14 protein-coding genes are annotated in these 16,139 nt (G+C 61.6%); 4 read left to right on the forward strand and 10 right to left on the reverse strand.

All coding sequences use genetic code 11. From position 1 onward, the window contains the following. Positions 1 to 275: 275 nt before the first annotated feature. From AKL28_RS08480 to AKL28_RS25020, 3 genes are all read right to left on the reverse strand, one after another. Positions 276 to 1,823, reverse strand: coding sequence for a hypothetical protein (locus tag AKL28_RS08480; protein ID WP_050467694.1), 1,548 nt, complete (start codon positions 1,821 to 1,823; stop codon positions 276 to 278). 12 nt (positions 1,824 to 1,835) lie between these two features. Next, positions 1,836 to 2,510 carry a class I SAM-dependent methyltransferase gene (locus AKL28_RS08485; protein ID WP_156226273.1) on the reverse strand — a complete coding sequence of 225 codons (675 nt, stop codon included), beginning with the start codon at positions 2,508 to 2,510 and terminating at the stop codon, positions 1,836 to 1,838. A gap of 91 nt (positions 2,511 to 2,601) precedes the next feature. Next, a complete protein-coding gene (locus AKL28_RS25020; protein WP_231602373.1) occupies positions 2,602 to 4,329 on the reverse strand; it encodes a glycosyltransferase family protein in 1,728 nt (575 codons plus the stop codon). 287 nt (positions 4,330 to 4,616) lie between these two features. On the opposite strand from AKL28_RS25020, the gene rfbF reads away from it, so the two are divergent. Genes rfbF through AKL28_RS08510 form a run of 4 tightly spaced genes read left to right on the forward strand, consistent with a single transcriptional unit; the run spans position 4,617 to position 8,951 of the window. Beyond that, on the forward strand, positions 4,617 to 5,393 hold the full coding sequence (gene rfbF, locus AKL28_RS08495) for a glucose-1-phosphate cytidylyltransferase (protein WP_050467696.1): 777 nt from the start codon (positions 4,617 to 4,619) through the stop codon (positions 5,391 to 5,393). Between the two features lie 4 nt (positions 5,394 to 5,397). Then, positions 5,398 to 5,955: a dTDP-4-dehydrorhamnose 3,5-epimerase family protein gene (locus AKL28_RS08500; protein WP_082221422.1), complete on the forward strand. Its 558-nt coding sequence runs from the start codon at positions 5,398 to 5,400 to the stop codon at positions 5,953 to 5,955. Beyond that, positions 5,952 to 7,175 carry a class I SAM-dependent methyltransferase gene (locus AKL28_RS08505; protein WP_050467697.1) on the forward strand — a complete coding sequence of 408 codons (1,224 nt, stop codon included), beginning with the start codon at positions 5,952 to 5,954 and terminating at the stop codon, positions 7,173 to 7,175. Before AKL28_RS08500 ends, AKL28_RS08505 begins: the two co-directional genes overlap by 4 nt. Before the next feature lie 27 nt (positions 7,176 to 7,202). Then, positions 7,203 to 8,951: a hypothetical protein gene (locus AKL28_RS08510; protein WP_050467698.1), complete on the forward strand. Its 1,749-nt coding sequence runs from the start codon at positions 7,203 to 7,205 to the stop codon at positions 8,949 to 8,951. 84 nt (positions 8,952 to 9,035) lie between these two features. Here the strand turns inward: AKL28_RS08510 and rfbD are convergent, their stop codons facing one another. The 7 genes from rfbD to ttcA all read right to left on the reverse strand — a co-directional run bounded on the left by rfbD (position 9,036) and on the right by ttcA (position 16,119). Next, the gene (gene rfbD / locus AKL28_RS08515; protein ID WP_050467699.1) at positions 9,036 to 9,986 is read right to left on the reverse strand and encodes a dTDP-4-dehydrorhamnose reductase; all 951 of its coding nucleotides are present in this window, start codon (positions 9,984 to 9,986) and stop codon (positions 9,036 to 9,038) included. Between the two features lie 10 nt (positions 9,987 to 9,996). Then, positions 9,997 to 10,542 (reverse strand): dTDP-4-dehydrorhamnose 3,5-epimerase, encoded by a 546-nt coding sequence (rfbC, locus tag AKL28_RS08520; RefSeq protein ID WP_050467700.1) that lies wholly within the window; start codon positions 10,540 to 10,542, stop codon positions 9,997 to 9,999. A 26-nt stretch (positions 10,543 to 10,568) separates the two neighbouring features. Next, positions 10,569 to 11,465: a glucose-1-phosphate thymidylyltransferase RfbA gene (gene rfbA, locus AKL28_RS08525; protein ID WP_050467701.1), complete on the reverse strand. Its 897-nt coding sequence runs from the start codon at positions 11,463 to 11,465 to the stop codon at positions 10,569 to 10,571. 2 nt (positions 11,466 to 11,467) lie between these two features. Beyond that, positions 11,468 to 12,532 carry a dTDP-glucose 4,6-dehydratase gene (gene rfbB / locus AKL28_RS08530; protein ID WP_050467702.1) on the reverse strand — a complete coding sequence of 355 codons (1,065 nt, stop codon included), beginning with the start codon at positions 12,530 to 12,532 and terminating at the stop codon, positions 11,468 to 11,470. Between the two features lie 20 nt (positions 12,533 to 12,552). Beyond that, the gene (galE, locus tag AKL28_RS08535) at positions 12,553 to 13,563 is read right to left on the reverse strand and encodes a UDP-glucose 4-epimerase GalE (protein ID WP_050467703.1); all 1,011 of its coding nucleotides are present in this window, start codon (positions 13,561 to 13,563) and stop codon (positions 12,553 to 12,555) included. Positions 13,564 to 13,598: 35 nt separating this feature from the next. Continuing rightward, entirely contained in the window at positions 13,599 to 14,675 is a 1,077-nt protein-coding gene (rfbG, locus tag AKL28_RS08540) for a CDP-glucose 4,6-dehydratase (RefSeq protein ID WP_174525364.1), read from the reverse strand. 463 nt (positions 14,676 to 15,138) lie between these two features. Beyond that, positions 15,139 to 16,119, reverse strand: a complete 981-nt coding sequence (gene ttcA / locus AKL28_RS08545; RefSeq protein WP_050467705.1) for a tRNA 2-thiocytidine(32) synthetase TtcA — start codon at positions 16,117 to 16,119, stop codon at positions 15,139 to 15,141. Positions 16,120 to 16,139: the final 20 nt, after the last annotated feature.

The following is a 16,139-nucleotide window of genomic DNA, read 5'->3' on the forward strand; positions in this document are numbered from 1 at the left end:
AGATATCTGCTCGCACCATGCATAGTTCTTTTGCGCAAATGCATCAGGAAGCGCCTTCAATGCTTCATCGATCGTCATGTATCCCCCAGTAGATTGATTTAGTCGGAAACCCTTTGCCCATATGACGGCCCTTCATGGGGTGATGACTTCCATATCCGAATATAGAGCAGATTATAGGCTCGGGATCCCGTCTTTTGACAGTGTTGAAAGCGTACTGCGGACTCGAAGTTTCGGAAAACATTGAGTCGGCAGCACGCCGCTTGATCGCGGCAGTTTCATATGAACCATTGGTATTTCGGTACTTGATGCGCGGCGATGAACAGGTACATCAGCCGGTTGTCGGCTGCGATAGTCGATACGGCATAACCCGTCATCTTGTATTGGCCGTAGAGGGCTTGCATGGCTTGCTGGGGGACGCCGGCGAAGAGCATGGAAGCCTTCATCTGCAAGGCCAGGGGAATGTAGTGGTCGAGGTCGATGTCGGCTTCGCTGCAGTCGAAGCGCATCCAGGTCTGGCTTTCGCCCGTAGCCAGCTCGGCAGCGAGCGACGAGGCCATCGGCCTGAAGTCTTGCAGATTCAGGAGCGTCAGGTTGTCGAGCTGGTTGATCCTGGCGTTACGCTCGCGCATGGCCTGTGCCGGCTCCGTCAGCGTCACTGCGATGCTGCGGTCGAACTGGTTGTTGAGCGCGGCCAGCAGGCCGCCGTCGTCGCTGCCGATGTCGATGTACAGATCGCCGTCGACTTCCATGGCGTTGAAAAAACGGACCAGTTCATCCTGGAAGGCGACGCGGCTCTTCCTGGTGCTGATAAAGAGTTCGCGGTCGCCGGGAGAGTTCTTGCGGTAGCTCAGCGTGCGCAGCACTTCCGGGTCGTTTTCCATGCCCAGCAGGCGTTCGCGCAGGTAGTCGCCGGGAACCGAATACAGGCAGATGGAAGAGTCGTCCAGGCTGCACAGGATCTCATAGCTGCCGCGGCTCTCGTTGAAGGCGACGCCGAGCGGGAAAATAATGGGTTGTCCCAGGTACCAGCCATGCTTGTCGCTGCCGGACTTGAACGGTGAGGTGGTCAGCGGCAGCGGCGTGAAATGGCGCGGGGAATAAGGCGCGCGCCGTGAAAAGATGCAGGCGCCGCCATAGTAGATTTTCTTGCCGCCGGTCTTGGCGGAAGAATGGAAGAAGGTGATGTATTCGTCATTTCCGTAGGGGATGGGGACACTGCCGCCGCGAATTTCTCCGTAGCCCCATTCCACCCCCGGGCCCTGGTGCGTGGCGCCGAAACTCCAGTTCGCCGGCGTGCCTGTGATGGAAAGTTCCAGCACGATCCAGGGTGAGTGCGAGTAGAGGATGCCGATCGTATTCAGGTCGATGAAGAACGGTACCCAGTTCTTTTCGTAGCCCAGCATCGAATTGTCGGGCTTTTTGCCAGTACCGAGCGGATTTTGCGGCAGCTTGACGTGATGGACCAGTTCGAAGCCGCGTTGCCAGTTCAATTCCGCCAGGGCAATGGTGGTGCCGATGATTTCGCCCTGGGCGCTCCTGTCGACGTAGACGTAAAACAGGAACAGTCGGTCGCCGACCAGCAGCAGGCGCGGGTCCTCGCCCTCCGGGATCAGTTGGAACGGTTCCCCGGCCGGCTGCAGGTCCTGGTCGACCCGGACCATCCATATCTCGCCGGCGCCCCATACGGGCGGCCTCTTGTTGCGCCGGAATGCGACCCAGCGCTCTCCGTTGGGCAGGGCGACGACCGAGGGGCAAAATTCCAGGTAATTTGGCTCATCGAACCTGGGCCAGAGTTTTGCCTGTGTGATCTTGTTGATAGTCATTGTGGCGCGCGGTCAGTCGCGGAACAGGACGTTCTGGGGCATCAGCGGCGAATGCGGGAGCCGCAGCAGTTCCTCGATTTTCGCGGCATCCACGCCTTGCGGATCGACCCACCAGTCTTCGAACGGAATCGGATTGGGCGATACCACGGCATACATCACGCACAGGTCGGGCGCCACCAATTGATATCCGTGGCTTCGCAGAAGCTCACGGCTTTCATTGCGCGCCCGATGGTCGCCCGAATAGGCATCGGTCTCAAAGGTGATGACGGAAAAGCGGTAAGTATCCAGCGGCAGCTTTTTCAGCACCTGCAGGGTGTTGAAGCTGGGGTCGATATCCAGCTGCAGGTAATCGATGCGCTTGTTTTCTTCGCCGAACCAGCGGGGGAGGGCTTGCGCATAGTCCAGGGTCAAAGCGTCGGCAATGACGAAATCCGCATCCGGGCGCTCCTTGATCCAGGACTGCAGGCACGACGGGTCGTATTCGAGCGAGATGCCTTGCCAGTCGAACGCCGTATTGAGGAGACAGGTATTGCTGTGGAAACTTGCCACGTTCGCGCCCACTTCCAGATAGCGGCCGTTGGTCTTCCCGCCCAGCATGGAAAGCACGTAAAGGTCTTGCCATGCCTGTGAATGGTTCTGGCGGATGCGTTTCGCGTTGCTGAAGGGGAAACGCAAGGATTTTTCCATGTCCGCTTGCCATTTCCAGATGTTTGTCAGCGCATTGCTCATTGCTTTTCCCTATTTTTTGGTCGTTGCCTTGTGCCTGCGGGGATGCCGTTCAGAGCAGGCCCGCATACGTCTGGTGGTACAGCGCGGCCTTGTGCGCGAGGTCAAAACCCGATTGCACTTCCTTCTGGCCTGCGCGTGCAAGCGCATGGCGCTTTGCCGGGGATTCGATCAGCATCGTGATGGCCTCCCGCCAGGCATCCCCGGAATTGGGCATCAGCAAGCCCGTTACGTCGTGCGTGACGACCTCGTTGTAGACCGAGACGTCGCTGAACACCGAAGCGATGCCGGCAGCCGAATAATCCAGCCATTTGATATAGCTCTTGCACTGGTTGTACTCGTCCGTGGCCAGCGGGATCAGCGCGATATCCCAATTCCATTGGCGCAGTTGCGCCGCATAGTCAACGTACTGGTGGACGAAGGAATGGAAGGTCGTCAAGGGATGGCCGGCCCAGCCCCTGGGGCATTCCCAGCCGACGAAATCGATGTGCAGGCGTTCGCCGTAGCGTTCTGCCAGTGCGCGCAGCGCCTCGTCCACCAGTGCGAAGTTGGACGGCTGGATCGAAGAGCCGAGCAGGCCGATATTGATCTTCCCGGCGCCGTTTCCCTGCGGCACCGGACGGTGGAACAGGTCGAAGTCGATATAGTTGGGCAGCACATGTACCGCCGGATTGAGATCGCGGTACTTGGACGCCAGGAATTCGGTCGACACCACTACCGCCTTCGCATGCCTGACGGCATATTCGATGCCTTCTTTCCAGCTTGCGCTTTGTTGCGCTTCCGGATGGTCGTGCGGGATATCGTTGAGCAGGTCATCCGATTCGTAGATCACCGGCACGTTCAGGTTGAAGATGGCTTGCAGCGTCGAGAGCGACATCAGCCCCGGTGTGAAGCGGTGCAGCACGATCAGGTCGGCATGGTCGAGGGCATCGGTTTGCAGCTTGCCGTTGTCGATGCCCCAGACCATCTCCCAGTCGCCTTGCAGGTGGGCGAACGGGCGGATCAGGCGAATTTGCGGGCAAGGGCTCCAGGTCGACTCCACCGAATAGACGACGATGCGTTTTTTGCGTCTGGCCGGGACTGCCGCCACGGCGCTGGGCAAGGGTTGCACCGCAGGGGGCGGCTGGGAGCCCGGCATCGGTGGGCGGGCCGTGGCTGCAGGCGGACGAGGGGCGGCTGAAGCGGCGGGCGCCGTGGCACCAGCCTGTGCCAGCCTTGCCAGCGGACGCGCCAGCCGGCCCGGGATGACCTGCGGTACGGCGGCGCGTTGCGCGGGCACGGCCGGCACAACCGGCGTGACTGGATTGAAGCGGCGCTGGCTGGCATCGATGAAAGCCCGGAGCTGGCCGGCAAAGGCCTCTTTGCCCTGCGCATAGGCGGCGTCATCGGCCAGAGGCGTCTCCAGCAGCGGCACGGCGGCGCTGGCCAGTCCGGGGCACCACGCCAGCAGCATCTCTGCAGTGGCCGCGCCCGGCGCGCTGGGCGGCGCCAGCAGGTAACGCACGATATGGTCTGCGCCCAGCGGATTGCCGGCGATGTGGCCGGGGTAGATGACGATGGCCCGGCGTCCGGCGTGCAAATGGGCTTCGATACGCCCTTGCGTCACGCGCGGCGTATGCAGCGCGCCATTGCCCTCCTCGGTGACATAGGCTTCTTCGCCCGCCAGGTTCAGTGCGTGGCACAGGTGGTGCAGTGCGCGTGCCTCGTCCGTATTTTCGGCATAGGCTGGGCCATGGATGTAATAGGGGAGGTTCAGGCGGGCGAACAAATCTTGTTTCATGGCTGGGGGCGGTCGGGTTTGCGGGCCAGTATAGCAGTGCGTTTTTGCCGTGAATTGGGCGAATTGGCGGTAAAGATGCCGACAAATCGTCGGATCAGGCAGATTCCCCTGGAGCCGCAAAAAGCCAAATTGGAACCGATAAACCGTGCAGACCGGCGGATATCCCCATGGCAAAGCCGGTAACATATCTTCTTCGCCGGAGGGCATCCATTGGCTGATGGAAATGCTTTCCGCGCGGCCGTGCCTGGCGGGCAGGGCCGCTCATCATCCAGTGTTAGGGGCAGAAATTGAAAGTTGTCATTCTCGCAGGTGGCCTGGGCACGCGGCTCGGGGAAGAAACCGATGTGCGGCCGAAACCGATGGTCGAAATTGGCGGCAAGCCGATCCTGTGGCACATCATGAAGGGCTATTCGCAGCACGGCTTCAACGAATTCGTGATCCTGCTCGGCTACAAGGGCTACATGATCAAGGAGTTCTTTGCCAATTATTTCCTGCATCAGGGTGACGTTACCATCGACCTGGCCGACAACCGCGTCGAAGTGCACCGCAACAAGTCCGAGCCGTGGAAGGTCACGCTGGTGGAAACCGGCCTGCATACCCAGACTGGCGGGCGCCTGCTGGCTGCGCGCGATTACCTCAAGGACGACGATTTCATGCTGACTTATGGCGATGGCGTTTCCGACGTGGATGTGGGCGCGCTGGTGCGGCATCACCGCAGCCACCAGCCGGTAGTGACCATGACCACGGTGCAGCCCGAGGCGCGTTTCGGCATGGTGCAGACCGACGAGGCCGGCCTGATCCGCGACTTCCGCGAGAAGCCGCCGGGCGACCTGGGCTGGATCAATGGCGGCTTCATGGTGTGCCGCCAGGGCGTGTTCGATTACCTCAAGGACGGCGAGGGCACGATCTTCGAGCGCGCGCCGCTGGAGCAGATCGCCGCCGATGGCAAACTGCTGAACTGGCCGCACCACGGTTTCTGGAAGTGCATGGATACACTGCGCGACAAGATCCAGCTGAACCAGATGTGGGACCAGGACCAGGCGCGCTGGAAGACCTGGAGTTGACGCCGTGAACCTGCGGATCGAGGAGACCGGCATCGCCGGCGCCGTGGTCGTCTCCAGCCTGCGCCGCGGCGATGCGCGTGGCGGTTTCGCGCGCTGGTTCTGCGAGGATGAACTGGCGTCCGTGCTGGACGGCAGCCACATCGTGCAGATCAACAACTCGGTCACGGCCGAGCCCGGCAGCGTGCGCGGCATGCATTTCCAATATGCGCCGCATGCCGAAAAAAAACTCATCCGCTGCATCGCAGGCAGCGTGTTCGACGTGGTGCTGGATTTGCGGCGCGGCTCGCCGACTTTCCTGCAATGGCGCACGGTCGAACTGGCTGCCGGGGATGACCGCGCCATCCTGATTCCCGAGGGCTGCGCGCACGGTTTCCAGGCGCTCTCGGCTGACGCCTCCCTGCTTTACCTGCATACTGCGGCCTATGCGCCGGCCGCCGAAGGCGGCGTGCGCCATGATGATCCGCGTGCCGCGATCGCCTGGCCATTGCCGCCGAAGAATTTGTCGCCGCGCGACCTCCAGCACCCGCTGCTGGCTTCCGATTTCGATGGAATCTCGCTATGAAATGCCGCCACTGCCAGACCGAATTGCATGACACCTTCATCGACCTGGGCTTCTCGCCGCCATCCAATGCCTACCTGAGGGCAGAGGACTTGCAGCGGCCCGAGACCTATTACCCGCTGAAGGTAATGGTGTGCCGCCAGTGCTGGCTGGTGCAGACCGAGGATTACACTCATTACGACCAGTTGTTTGCTACCGACTACGCGTACTTCTCGTCGACTTCCAGCACCTGGCTCAAGCACGCCTCCGGCTACGTCGACATGATCGCCGCGCGGCTGAACCTCGATGCAAAGTCGCTGGTGGTGGAGTTGGCCGCCAACGATGGTTACCTATTGCAATATGTGCAGCAAAAAGGGATTCCTTGCCTGGGCGTGGAACCGACCAAGAGTACCGCCGACGCCGCGCGCGAGAAGGGCATTCCCATCGTCGAGGAATTCTTCGGCGTGGCGCTCGGGCAGCGCTTGCGCCAGAGCCATGGCGCGGCCGACCTGATCGCCGCCAACAATGTGCTGGCCCATGTGCCTGACATCAATGATTTCGTCGGCGGCATGGCGGCGCTGCTGGCGCCGCAAGGCACCGTGACGGTGGAGTGCCCGCACCTGCTCAACCTGATCGGGCAGTCGCAGTTCGACACCATCTACCATGAGCATTTCTCGTACCTGTCGCTGGTGGCGGTAGAGCGCGTGATGCGCGCGCAAGGGTTGCGCGTGTACGATGTCGAGGAGCTGCCTACGCACGGCGGCAGCCTGCGTATCTATGCCTGCCATCTGGATGCCGCGCTGGCCACGGCGCCGGCGGTGCCCGCCATGCTGGCGCGCGAACGCGCCTTCGGTCTGGAAAGCATCGATGCCTACGCCGGTTTCCAGCGCAAGGCCGAAGAGATCAAGGCCGGCCTGCTGGAATTCCTGCTGGCGCAAAAGCGCGCCGGCAAGAAGGTCCTGGCCTACGGCGCCGCTGCCAAGGGCAACACGCTGCTCAATTATTCCGGTGTCCATCCCGACCTGCTGCCGCTGGTGGCCGATGCCGCGCCTTCCAAGCAGGACAAGTACATGCCGGGCAGCCACATCCCCATCGTCTCGCCTGCGCGCCTGCTGCAGGAGAAGCCCGACGTGGTGCTGATCCTGCCATGGAACATCAAGGACGAGGTTGCCCAGCAACTGGCCGAGATCCGCGGCTGGGGCGGCCGCTTCGCCATTGCCGTGCCGCAGTTGCAGGTCTGGTGATACGCGCGGCGACACGATAAGGCATCCATGAACATCCATCTTTTCCAGATCTGCCCCGATAGCGGCGACGCCGGGGATGCCGGCTTTACGCCGCTGGCTAACCCTGAGTCCGGCGCCTGGGGCGACTTTGCCGCGATCCGCGGCTTCTTCCATACGCAGGCGGTGGATGATGAGCACTGGTATGCCTTCGTGCCGCGCGGCTTTGTCGCGCAGACCGGCCTGAGTGCTGCCCGCCTGGTTGGGCTGGTGCAGACCGAGCCGGGGCGCGACGCCTATACCTTCTTCCCGCGCACACTCGATGCGGCCGCGCATTTCAATCTTTTCCTGCAGGGCGAGCACCAGTTGCCGGGCCTGGTCGCCTCCGCGCGTGCTTTCCTGGACAGTGTGGGATTGGCGCTCGATCCGGAGAATTTTGTCCCGGCCTGGCAGAGCAACGTGCTCAATGGTTTCGTGTTGGCCAAACCTGTGTTCTGGCGGACCTGGTTCGATTTGGCCGAGCGGCTGTATCAGCTTGCCGGCGAAGAGAACGGGCAGCTCACTGACCAGCTTAACGGCACAGTGCCGACGAACGAGACGGTGAGCGTCAAACGCCTGCTGGGCGAGCGGCTGGCTTCGCTGGTGCTGGCGCTGGATCAGCAATTGCAAATCTGGCATTGCCCGCCTGCGCAGATGCCTGCGGCGCAGCAGCTTGCAGCGCAGGACCTGATGGCGCTCGACGCGCTGCGCGCCGCTTATGCGCAACAGAATGATGCGCTCGTGCGCTCCCGTTTCGACGCACTGGGCGCGCGTCTGCTGCGCGAAGTGAACGCAGCGCCGGCCCGTCCACCTTCGGCGGTGGCGGCTGAGCAGCGTCCGCTCAGTATTTCTTCCGCCGCTGCGGCGATTTCGTCATCCGGGCTCCGGCTGGGCGGAAGTTCTCCCGTTGCGGCGTCCGATGCGGCGGCACAGGCCGCGCGTGGCGAATTGGTGTTCGGCTGCATGACCCACGTGCCGCTACCGGTGAAGTTTCCCGATTACGTCTTGCCGATCTATCTGGGCGAATCGCAACATGACGGCGCGCTTAACCTGCGCGACCTTGCGCCGGAGTGGGTACCTTACCATCCCATCGTGGGCGGCATGCTGGGCAATTTCGCGCTGCGCAACCTGATCCTGCGCGAGTACCCCAAGGTGCAGCGCGTGGGCGTGTGCATGTACCGCAAGTTCGTCTCGCGCGAGCGCATCAGCGGCGTGCCGGCCGACGATAACTGGATGATGGACGTGGTGTCCGACCGGGAGTTCGCCCACCAGAGCCTGGAGCAGATGCTGGAGCCGGGTTCCCAGGATTTCGTGATCGGCCAGACCTGCGGCTTCAACTATGGCGGGCAGAGCGCCGGCTACCTGACCCACTATGCGCATGCGCATTATGCCGAGGACCTGTTGCGCTACGCGGCGGCGGCGATCGAGCTGGGGGTGTTCGGCAAGGCCGAAGCCGAGGCGTTCTTCAGCGAGAAAGTGTTCTTCATGGGCGGCGTCGAACTGGGCGTGTTCCCGGCCCAGTTCTGGCTGCAGGCCATCGGCCAGATCGAGGCCGTGACCTGGTATTGCGTGCAGCGCTACGACACCCGCCGCGAGGGCTACCAGACCCGCGCCTGGGCTTTTTGCGCCGAGCGTTTGGGCAGTTTCCTGCTGCTGCGGGAGTTGCGTGCGCGGTATGGCGAGCCGGCTTACCAGCGTTTCTTCGGCCAGCTCAACCTGATTACCAGGGGCGACCAGAAACAGTACGTGCCCAGCCACTGATGGGTTGTGCCGGAAGCGACAGCGCCGCCGCATTTGTTGAAAGTGCGGCGGCGCTGTTGTTTTGGATACGGGCGGGTGCGCGGGTCAGTCCGGCAGCAACTTGCCCTGGTCCAGCCCATAGTGCGCGATGATCTGCTGCAGGCAGGCCAGCGCATCTTCATCCCAGGTCGGCAGCGTGATGCCGAAGGTGCGTTCCAGTTTGCCGCAGGCCAGGCGCGAATTGAGCGGACGTTGCGGCGGCGTGGGATAGGTGGAGGTCGGCACCGGCGTGATCTGTTCCAGCCCCTTGAGCTTGACCGGGACACCGCGCGCCATCAGTTCCCGGGCGACCATCGAGGCATAGCCGTGCCAGGAAGTGGCGCCGGCCGCGGTCAGGTGATAGGTGCCGCTGGTGGCGTGCACCCGTTCCTTGCCGCCGTGTTCGCCGGCCAGCATGCGGCAGCATACCGCGGCGATGGTCGAGGCCCAGGTCGGCGCGCCGAACTGGTCGCCGACGATGGTGTAAGCCTCTTTTTGCTGTGCCAGGCGGATCGCAGTCTTCATGAAATTGCCGCCATGCAGGTTGTACACCCAACTGGTGCGCAGTATCCAGTGCGCCGCGCCGGTAGCGGCGATGGCCAGTTCGCCGTCGCGCTTGGTCGCGCCGTAGACGTTGACCGGGCAGGTCGGCATGTCTTCGGTGTAGGCGCCGGCGTGGCTGCCGTCGAAGACGTAGTCGGTGGAGAAATGCAGCAGCGCTGCGCCGATCTTTTTCGCTTCTTCCGCCAGCACGCCCGGCGCATCGGCATTGATGGCGCACGCCAGCGCGCTGTCCGATTCGGCTTTGACCACCGCGGTGTAGGCAGCCGGATTGATGATCAGGTCGGGTTTGGCGGCCTGGACGGCCTGGCGTATGGCTTGCGGATCGGCCATGTCCAGTTGCGCGCGGTTCGGGGCGATCACCTCGATGCGATTCGGCATGGCGCGCAGGCGGCGCAAAAACTCGCCGCCTACCTGGCCGCTGGCGCCGGTCAGCAGGATGCGCATGGCTTTCATGGATTGGCTTTCATTCGAACACTTCGGCCGCGTTCAGCAAGATACCCAGCTTGTCTTTGTCGGACATGACGGGCGCATCCCGCAGTTGCCAGTCGATGCCGATGGCAGGGTCGTTCCAGAGGATGCAGCGCTCATGCTCGGGCATCCAGTAATCGGTGGTCTTGTAGAGGAATTCGGTATCGTCTTCCAATACCGAGAAGCCATGTGCGAATCCCGGGGGGACCCATAGCTGCAATTTATTTTCTTCGCTCAATACGGTACTGAACCATTGGCCAAAGGTCGGCGAACTGCGGCGGATGTCGAGCGCCACGTCCAGCACTGCGCCGCGAATGACGCGCACCAGTTTTCCTTGCGCATGGTGGATTTGGTAGTGCAAGCCGCGCAATACGTTGCGGGCAGACTTGGAGTGGTTGTCCTGGACAAATTGTGCGTCGACGCCAGTTTCTTCCTGGAAGCGCCGGGCGTTGAAACTTTCGTAGAAAAAACCTCGGCTGTCGCCGAACACGCGTGGCTCGATAAGGAGCACGCCGGATAGAGGGGTGGGTTTGACCTGCATATTATTGTGGTTCCAGATGCTGGGTTTCAGTAGCTCATATCGGTCAGCAAGTGCATCAGGTACTGGCCGTAGGCATTTTTTTTCAAAGGCGTTGCTAATTTCTCCAGTTGCGCTGCATCGATGTAGCCACGGCGATAGGCGATTTCCTCCGGGCAGGCCACTTTCAGGCCTTGGCGTTTTTCGATCGTCGCGATGAATTGGCTCGCGTCGAGCAGCGATTCGTGGGTGCCGGTGTCCAGCCACGCGATGCCGCGCCCTATCAGTTCTACTTGCAGTTGGCCGAGCTCCAGATAGGCCTTGTTGACATCGGTAATTTCGAGCTCGCCGCGCGCCGAGGGTTTGAGCGAGCGGGCGATGCCGGCTACCTGATTGTCGTAGAAATACAGGCCGGTGACTGCGAAATTGGATTTCGGCTGTGCCGGCTTTTCTTCGATTCCGATGGCCTTGCGTTGCTTGTCGAACTCGACTACGCCATAGCGCTCAGGGTCCTGCACGTGGTAGGCGAAGACGGTTGCGCCATCGGTGCGTTCGCTGGCGGCGCGCATCGGTGGTTCAAGGTCGCGTCCGTAAAAGATGTTGTCGCCCAGGATCAGTGCCGAAGGATCATTGCCGATGAAATCGCTGCCGATGATGAAGGCTTGCGCCAACCCATCTGGTGACGGTTGCACGGCGTACTGGATATTGAGGCCCCATTGGCTGCCGTCCTTGAGCAGTTCGGCAAAGCGCGGCGTGTCCTGCGGTGTGGAGATCACCAGGATGTCGCGGATGCCGGCCAGCATCAGGCTGGTCAGCGGGTAGTACACCATCGGCTTGTCGTAGATCGGCATGAGCTGCTTGGAGACCACAGTGGTGGCCGGATACAGGCGCGTGCCAGAGCCGCCGGCGAGGATGATGCCTTTGCGGCGGTTCGCTGTATATTCCATTTTTATCCCCTCGCGCCGTATTGCTGTTCTATCCATGTCAGGTAGCCGCCTGAACGCACATTGGCCACCCATTGTGGATTGGCCAGGTACCATTCAACCGTCTTGCGGATACCGCTCTCGAACGTCTCGGCCGGCTTCCAGCCCAGTTCGCGCTCGATCTTGCGGGCGTCGATGGCGTAGCGGCGGTCGTGTCCCGGGCGATCCTTGATGAAGGTAATCTGGTCGCGGTAACTGCCGGCGGCCTTGGGCTTGAGCTGGTCCAGGATGTCGCACAGGGTATGCACGACTTCCAGGTTGGGTTTCTCGTTCCAGCCGCCGATGTTGTAGGTCTCGCCCGGTTTTCCCTTGGCAAGCACTTCTCGGATGGCAGTGCAGTGGTCGCCTACATAGAGCCAGTCGCGCACTTGCAAGCCGTCGCCGTAGATTGGCAGCGGCTTGCCTTCGACTGCGTTGGAGATCACCAGCGGGATCAGCTTTTCCGGGAAGTGATAGGGGCCGTAATTGTTGGAGCAATTGGTGGTCAGCGTGGGCAAGCCATAGGTATGGTGGTAGGCCCGCACCAGATGATCCGAGGCTGCCTTGGAGGCTGAGTAAGGGCTGTTGGGGGCATATGGCGTGGTTTCGGAAAACGGCGCGTCTTGTGGCCCCAGTGTCCCATAGACTTCATCGGTGGAGACGTGCAGGAAACGGAAGGTATCGCGCTCCTCATCCTGCAGCGTATTCCAGTAGCGGCGAGCTGCTTCCAGCAAGTTGAAGGTGCCGTTGACATTGGTGCGGATGAACTCGTCCGGGCTGGCGATCGAGCGGTCGACGTGGCTCTCCGCTGCGAAATGCAGGATTGCCCGTGGCCGGTGTTGGGCGAACAGCGCGGCAATGAGCGTTTCGTCGCAGATATCCGTTTGCGAGAAACAGTAGCGGGCATCGTTAGCGATGCCGGCCAGGTTGTAGGGATTGCCAGCATAGGTCAGCTTGTCGATGTTGAGCAGTCGCTCATCCCGGCCAAGTGCGAGGTAATCGAGAATGAAATTGCTGCCGATGAAGCCGGCACCGCCTGTAATGAAAAGCATATCTTTCTTGGTTGGTTCTGTTATGACTTGAAACCGTTGGGGTTCATCTGTTGCCAGCGCCATGAGTCGGCGCAGATGGCATCCAAGCCCCGTTTGGCCTCCCAGCCCAGTTTGTGTTTGGCTGCGGTGGGGTTGGCGTAATACTCGGCGATGTCGCCTGGACGGCGCTCGGCGATGATGTAGGGCAGCGGTTTGCCGCAGGCCTTTTCGTAGGCCTTGACCACGTCCAGCACGCTGTGGCCGGTACCGGTGCCGAGGTTGATGGCGAAACACTGCGGTGAGGTCAGCGCTTGCAACGCGGCCAGGTGGCCAACGGCCAGGTCGACCACGTGGATGAAGTCGCGTACGCCGGTGCCGTCGTGCGTCGGGTAGTCACCGCCCCAGATGCTGAGCCGCTCGCGGCGGCCAATGGCGACTTGCGCCACGAACGGCATCAGGTTGTTGGGGATGCCGTCGGGGTCTTCGCCGATCAGGCCGCTTTCGTGCGCACCCACCGGGTTGAAGTAACGCAGCAGGGCGATTTTCCAGTCGGGGTGCGCGACATGGCAGTCGCGCAGCAGGTCTTCGACGACCATCTTGCTGCGGCCGTAGGGACTGCTGGCCGCCAGCGGGTGATTTTCATCCAGCGGCAGATATTGGGGAGGGGCGTAGACCGTAGCCGATGAGCTGAAGACAATGGTCTTGACGCCCGTGGCAGCCATCGCTTCCAGCAGGCGTACGGTGCCGACGACGTTGTTGTCGTAATACATGAGCGGCTGCTCGACCGATTCGCCGACCGCTTTCAGGCCGGCGAAGTGGATCACCGCCTCGCATTTGAATTCGCGCAGTACGCTTTCGAGCTGTTCGCGGTTGCGGACGTCGCCTTTGACCAGCGATACGGCCTTGCCCGTAATGCGTTGGACCCGGGCGACCGATTCGGGGCTGCTGTTGCAGAAATTGTCGAAGACAATGACTTCGTGGCCTGCCTTGAGCAGTTCCACGCAGGTGTGCGAGCCGATGTAACCGGCGCCGCCGGTGACGAGGATGTTCATGGGTGCTTCCGATTCTGAAAATCGCGACAGAGCGATTATGTCAGACTCTGGTAGAAAGCGATCTGGTTCTCGGAGAGCGTGCGCAGGTCTTCATTGTTGAGGTAGCCCGCATACCATTGCGCCGTCAGCTCCAGCGCAGTATAGAGTTCCATCTTGGGGATCCAGTCCAGGCGCTGGCGCGCCTTGGAGATGTCCAGGCGCAGGAAGGCCGCCTCATGCGGCGCATGCGGTTGGGGTTCCAGGCGCACTTCGACCGGCGCCACGTCATTCTTCTGCAGCGAATGGTTGAACGTAGCGCACAACTGGCTGACCGTCTGCAGATCGGTATCGGCCGGGCCGAAGTTCCAGCCCTCGGCATATTTGTTGCCGTGTTCGTAGAGCAGCCGGCCGATTTGCAGGTAGCCCGACAGTGGTTCCAGCACAAACTGCCAGGGGCGTACCGCATGCGGGTTGCGGATATTGACCGGCTCATCCTTTTCCAGCGCACGGATGAAGTCGGGGATCAGGCGGTCGGCGGCGAAGTCGCCGCCGCCGAGCACGTTACCGGCGCGCACGCTGGCGATGCCGGTTTGGTTGTCGGGGTCCTTGGCGAAAAAGGAACGGCGATACGCGGAGGTGACCAGTTCGGCTGCGCCCTTGCTGCTGCTGTAAGGATCGTGCCCGCCCATCGGGTCATCCTCGCGGTAGCCCCACAGCCATTCGCGGTTCTCATAGCATTTGTCGCTGGTGACGACTACGACCGAACGGACGCTGGGCGTGTTGCGCACGGCTTCGAGCACATGCGCGGTGCCCATGACGTTGGTGGCATAGGTGTCGACCGGCGTGATATAGGCTTCGCGCACCAGCGGCTGCGCCGCCAGGTGGAACACGATGTCGGGCTGGACGGCGGCAATGGTTTCGGCCACGTGCTTGGCATCGCGTACGTCGCCGGTCGTGGTTTGCACGCAGTTTTGCAGGCGCGCAAGATGGAACAGGCTGGGATTGGTCGGCGCAGGCAGGGAATAGCCGCTGACTTTTGCCCCCATGAGGTGCAGCCACAAGGTCAGCCAGCTGCCCTTGAAACCCGTATGTCCGGTTACGAAAACGCGCTTGTCGCGCCAAAAGTTAGCCATCAGGCAGCCTCATACACATATTGCAGAGAGTCGTTTGAGTGCAGAGGCGAGAATGCGATGTTTCACGCGGATGACCGGCAAAGACAACGCTGCAGGCCTCCCTGTTTTTTCCGTGTCGGGGCCACGTTTCCCTGCGAAACCACGACTCATGGTTATGGTTGTTCTTCCCTCACAGCAGTGCCTTGCGGCATCAACTGCGACGATCAGATTAGAACATGTGGATTTTGAGCTTCAAGCGAGGATCAGGAGGGTATTTGTCATCTAATCCCGGCGTATATGCTTTGCGTCAACAAAAATTTACTTCTGGTGCCGCCGGGGAGTGCAGGGAATCCGGCAAAGCCAGTTGTGGAGCGGCTTTGCCGGGGGAGGTGGTGGAACGAGGTGTATCGCCAGCTGCGGCGTTATGCCGCAGTTGGGGTTGGCGCCGCCAGCACGTGAATTGATGTGGCGGCGTACGTTCCAATCAGTCGGCTGGAAACAGCGAAATGATTTGCGAACCGAACGCGTTGTCGGCCGGTTGGCCGGCGCCGGTGCTGCAGGGTTCTTCGTCGAAGGCGATGTCGCCATTGGCGTCAGCCTCGCCGGTGGCTTGCAGGGCCGTGAAACCGAACAGGTCGCGGTCCATCAGGTGTGAGGGCACCACGGTCGACAGCGACGAGAAGATATTGTCGACCCGGCCCGGGAATTTCTTTTCCCATTCGCGCATCAGGCCTTTGATCTGCTTGCGCTGCAGGTTCTCCTGGCTGCCGCACAGGTCGCAGGGGATGATGGGGAACTGCTTGACCTCGGCGTAGCGGATCAGGTCGGCTTCCTTTACATAGGCCAACGGGCGGATCACGATCTGTTTGCCGTCGTCGGATTGAAGCTTGGGCGGCATGCCCTTGAGCTTGCCGGCGAAGAACATGTTGAGGAAGAAGGTTTCCAGGATGTCGTCGCGGTGGTGGCCCAGCGCTACCTTGGTGGCGCCCAGCTCGGTGGCTACCCGGTACAGGATGCCGCGGCGCAGGCGCGAGCACAGCGCACAGGTGGTCTTGCCTTCAGGAACCACGCGCTTGACGATGCTGTAGGTGTCCTGGTTTTCGATGTGGTAGGGCACGCCGATCTTTTCCAGGTAGGCCGGCAGCACGTCGGCCGGGAAGTTGGGCTGCTTCTGGTCGAGGTTGACGGCGACGATGTCGAAATGGATCGGCGCACGCTCGCGCAGCGTCAGCAGGATGTCCAGCAGCGCATAGCTGTCTTTGCCGCCCGAGAGACAGACCATGACCTTATCGCCATCCTCGATCATGTTGAAGTCGCCGATGGCCTGGCCGACCTGGCGGCACAGCCGCTTGTGCAGCTTGTTGTTCTCGTAGGCGATCTTCTCCGCCTTCTTGGCGCTGATGGCGGCCTGGTCGGATGCGTCGCCGGAGGGAGTGTCGGCGGAGGGATGGAGTCGGTCGTTCATGGTGCTGCCCGTTGGTTGGT

The organism is Herbaspirillum chlorophenolicum (assembly GCF_001189955.1).
GTDB classification, from domain to species: Bacteria; Pseudomonadota; Gammaproteobacteria; order Burkholderiales; family Burkholderiaceae_D; genus Herbaspirillum; species Herbaspirillum chlorophenolicum.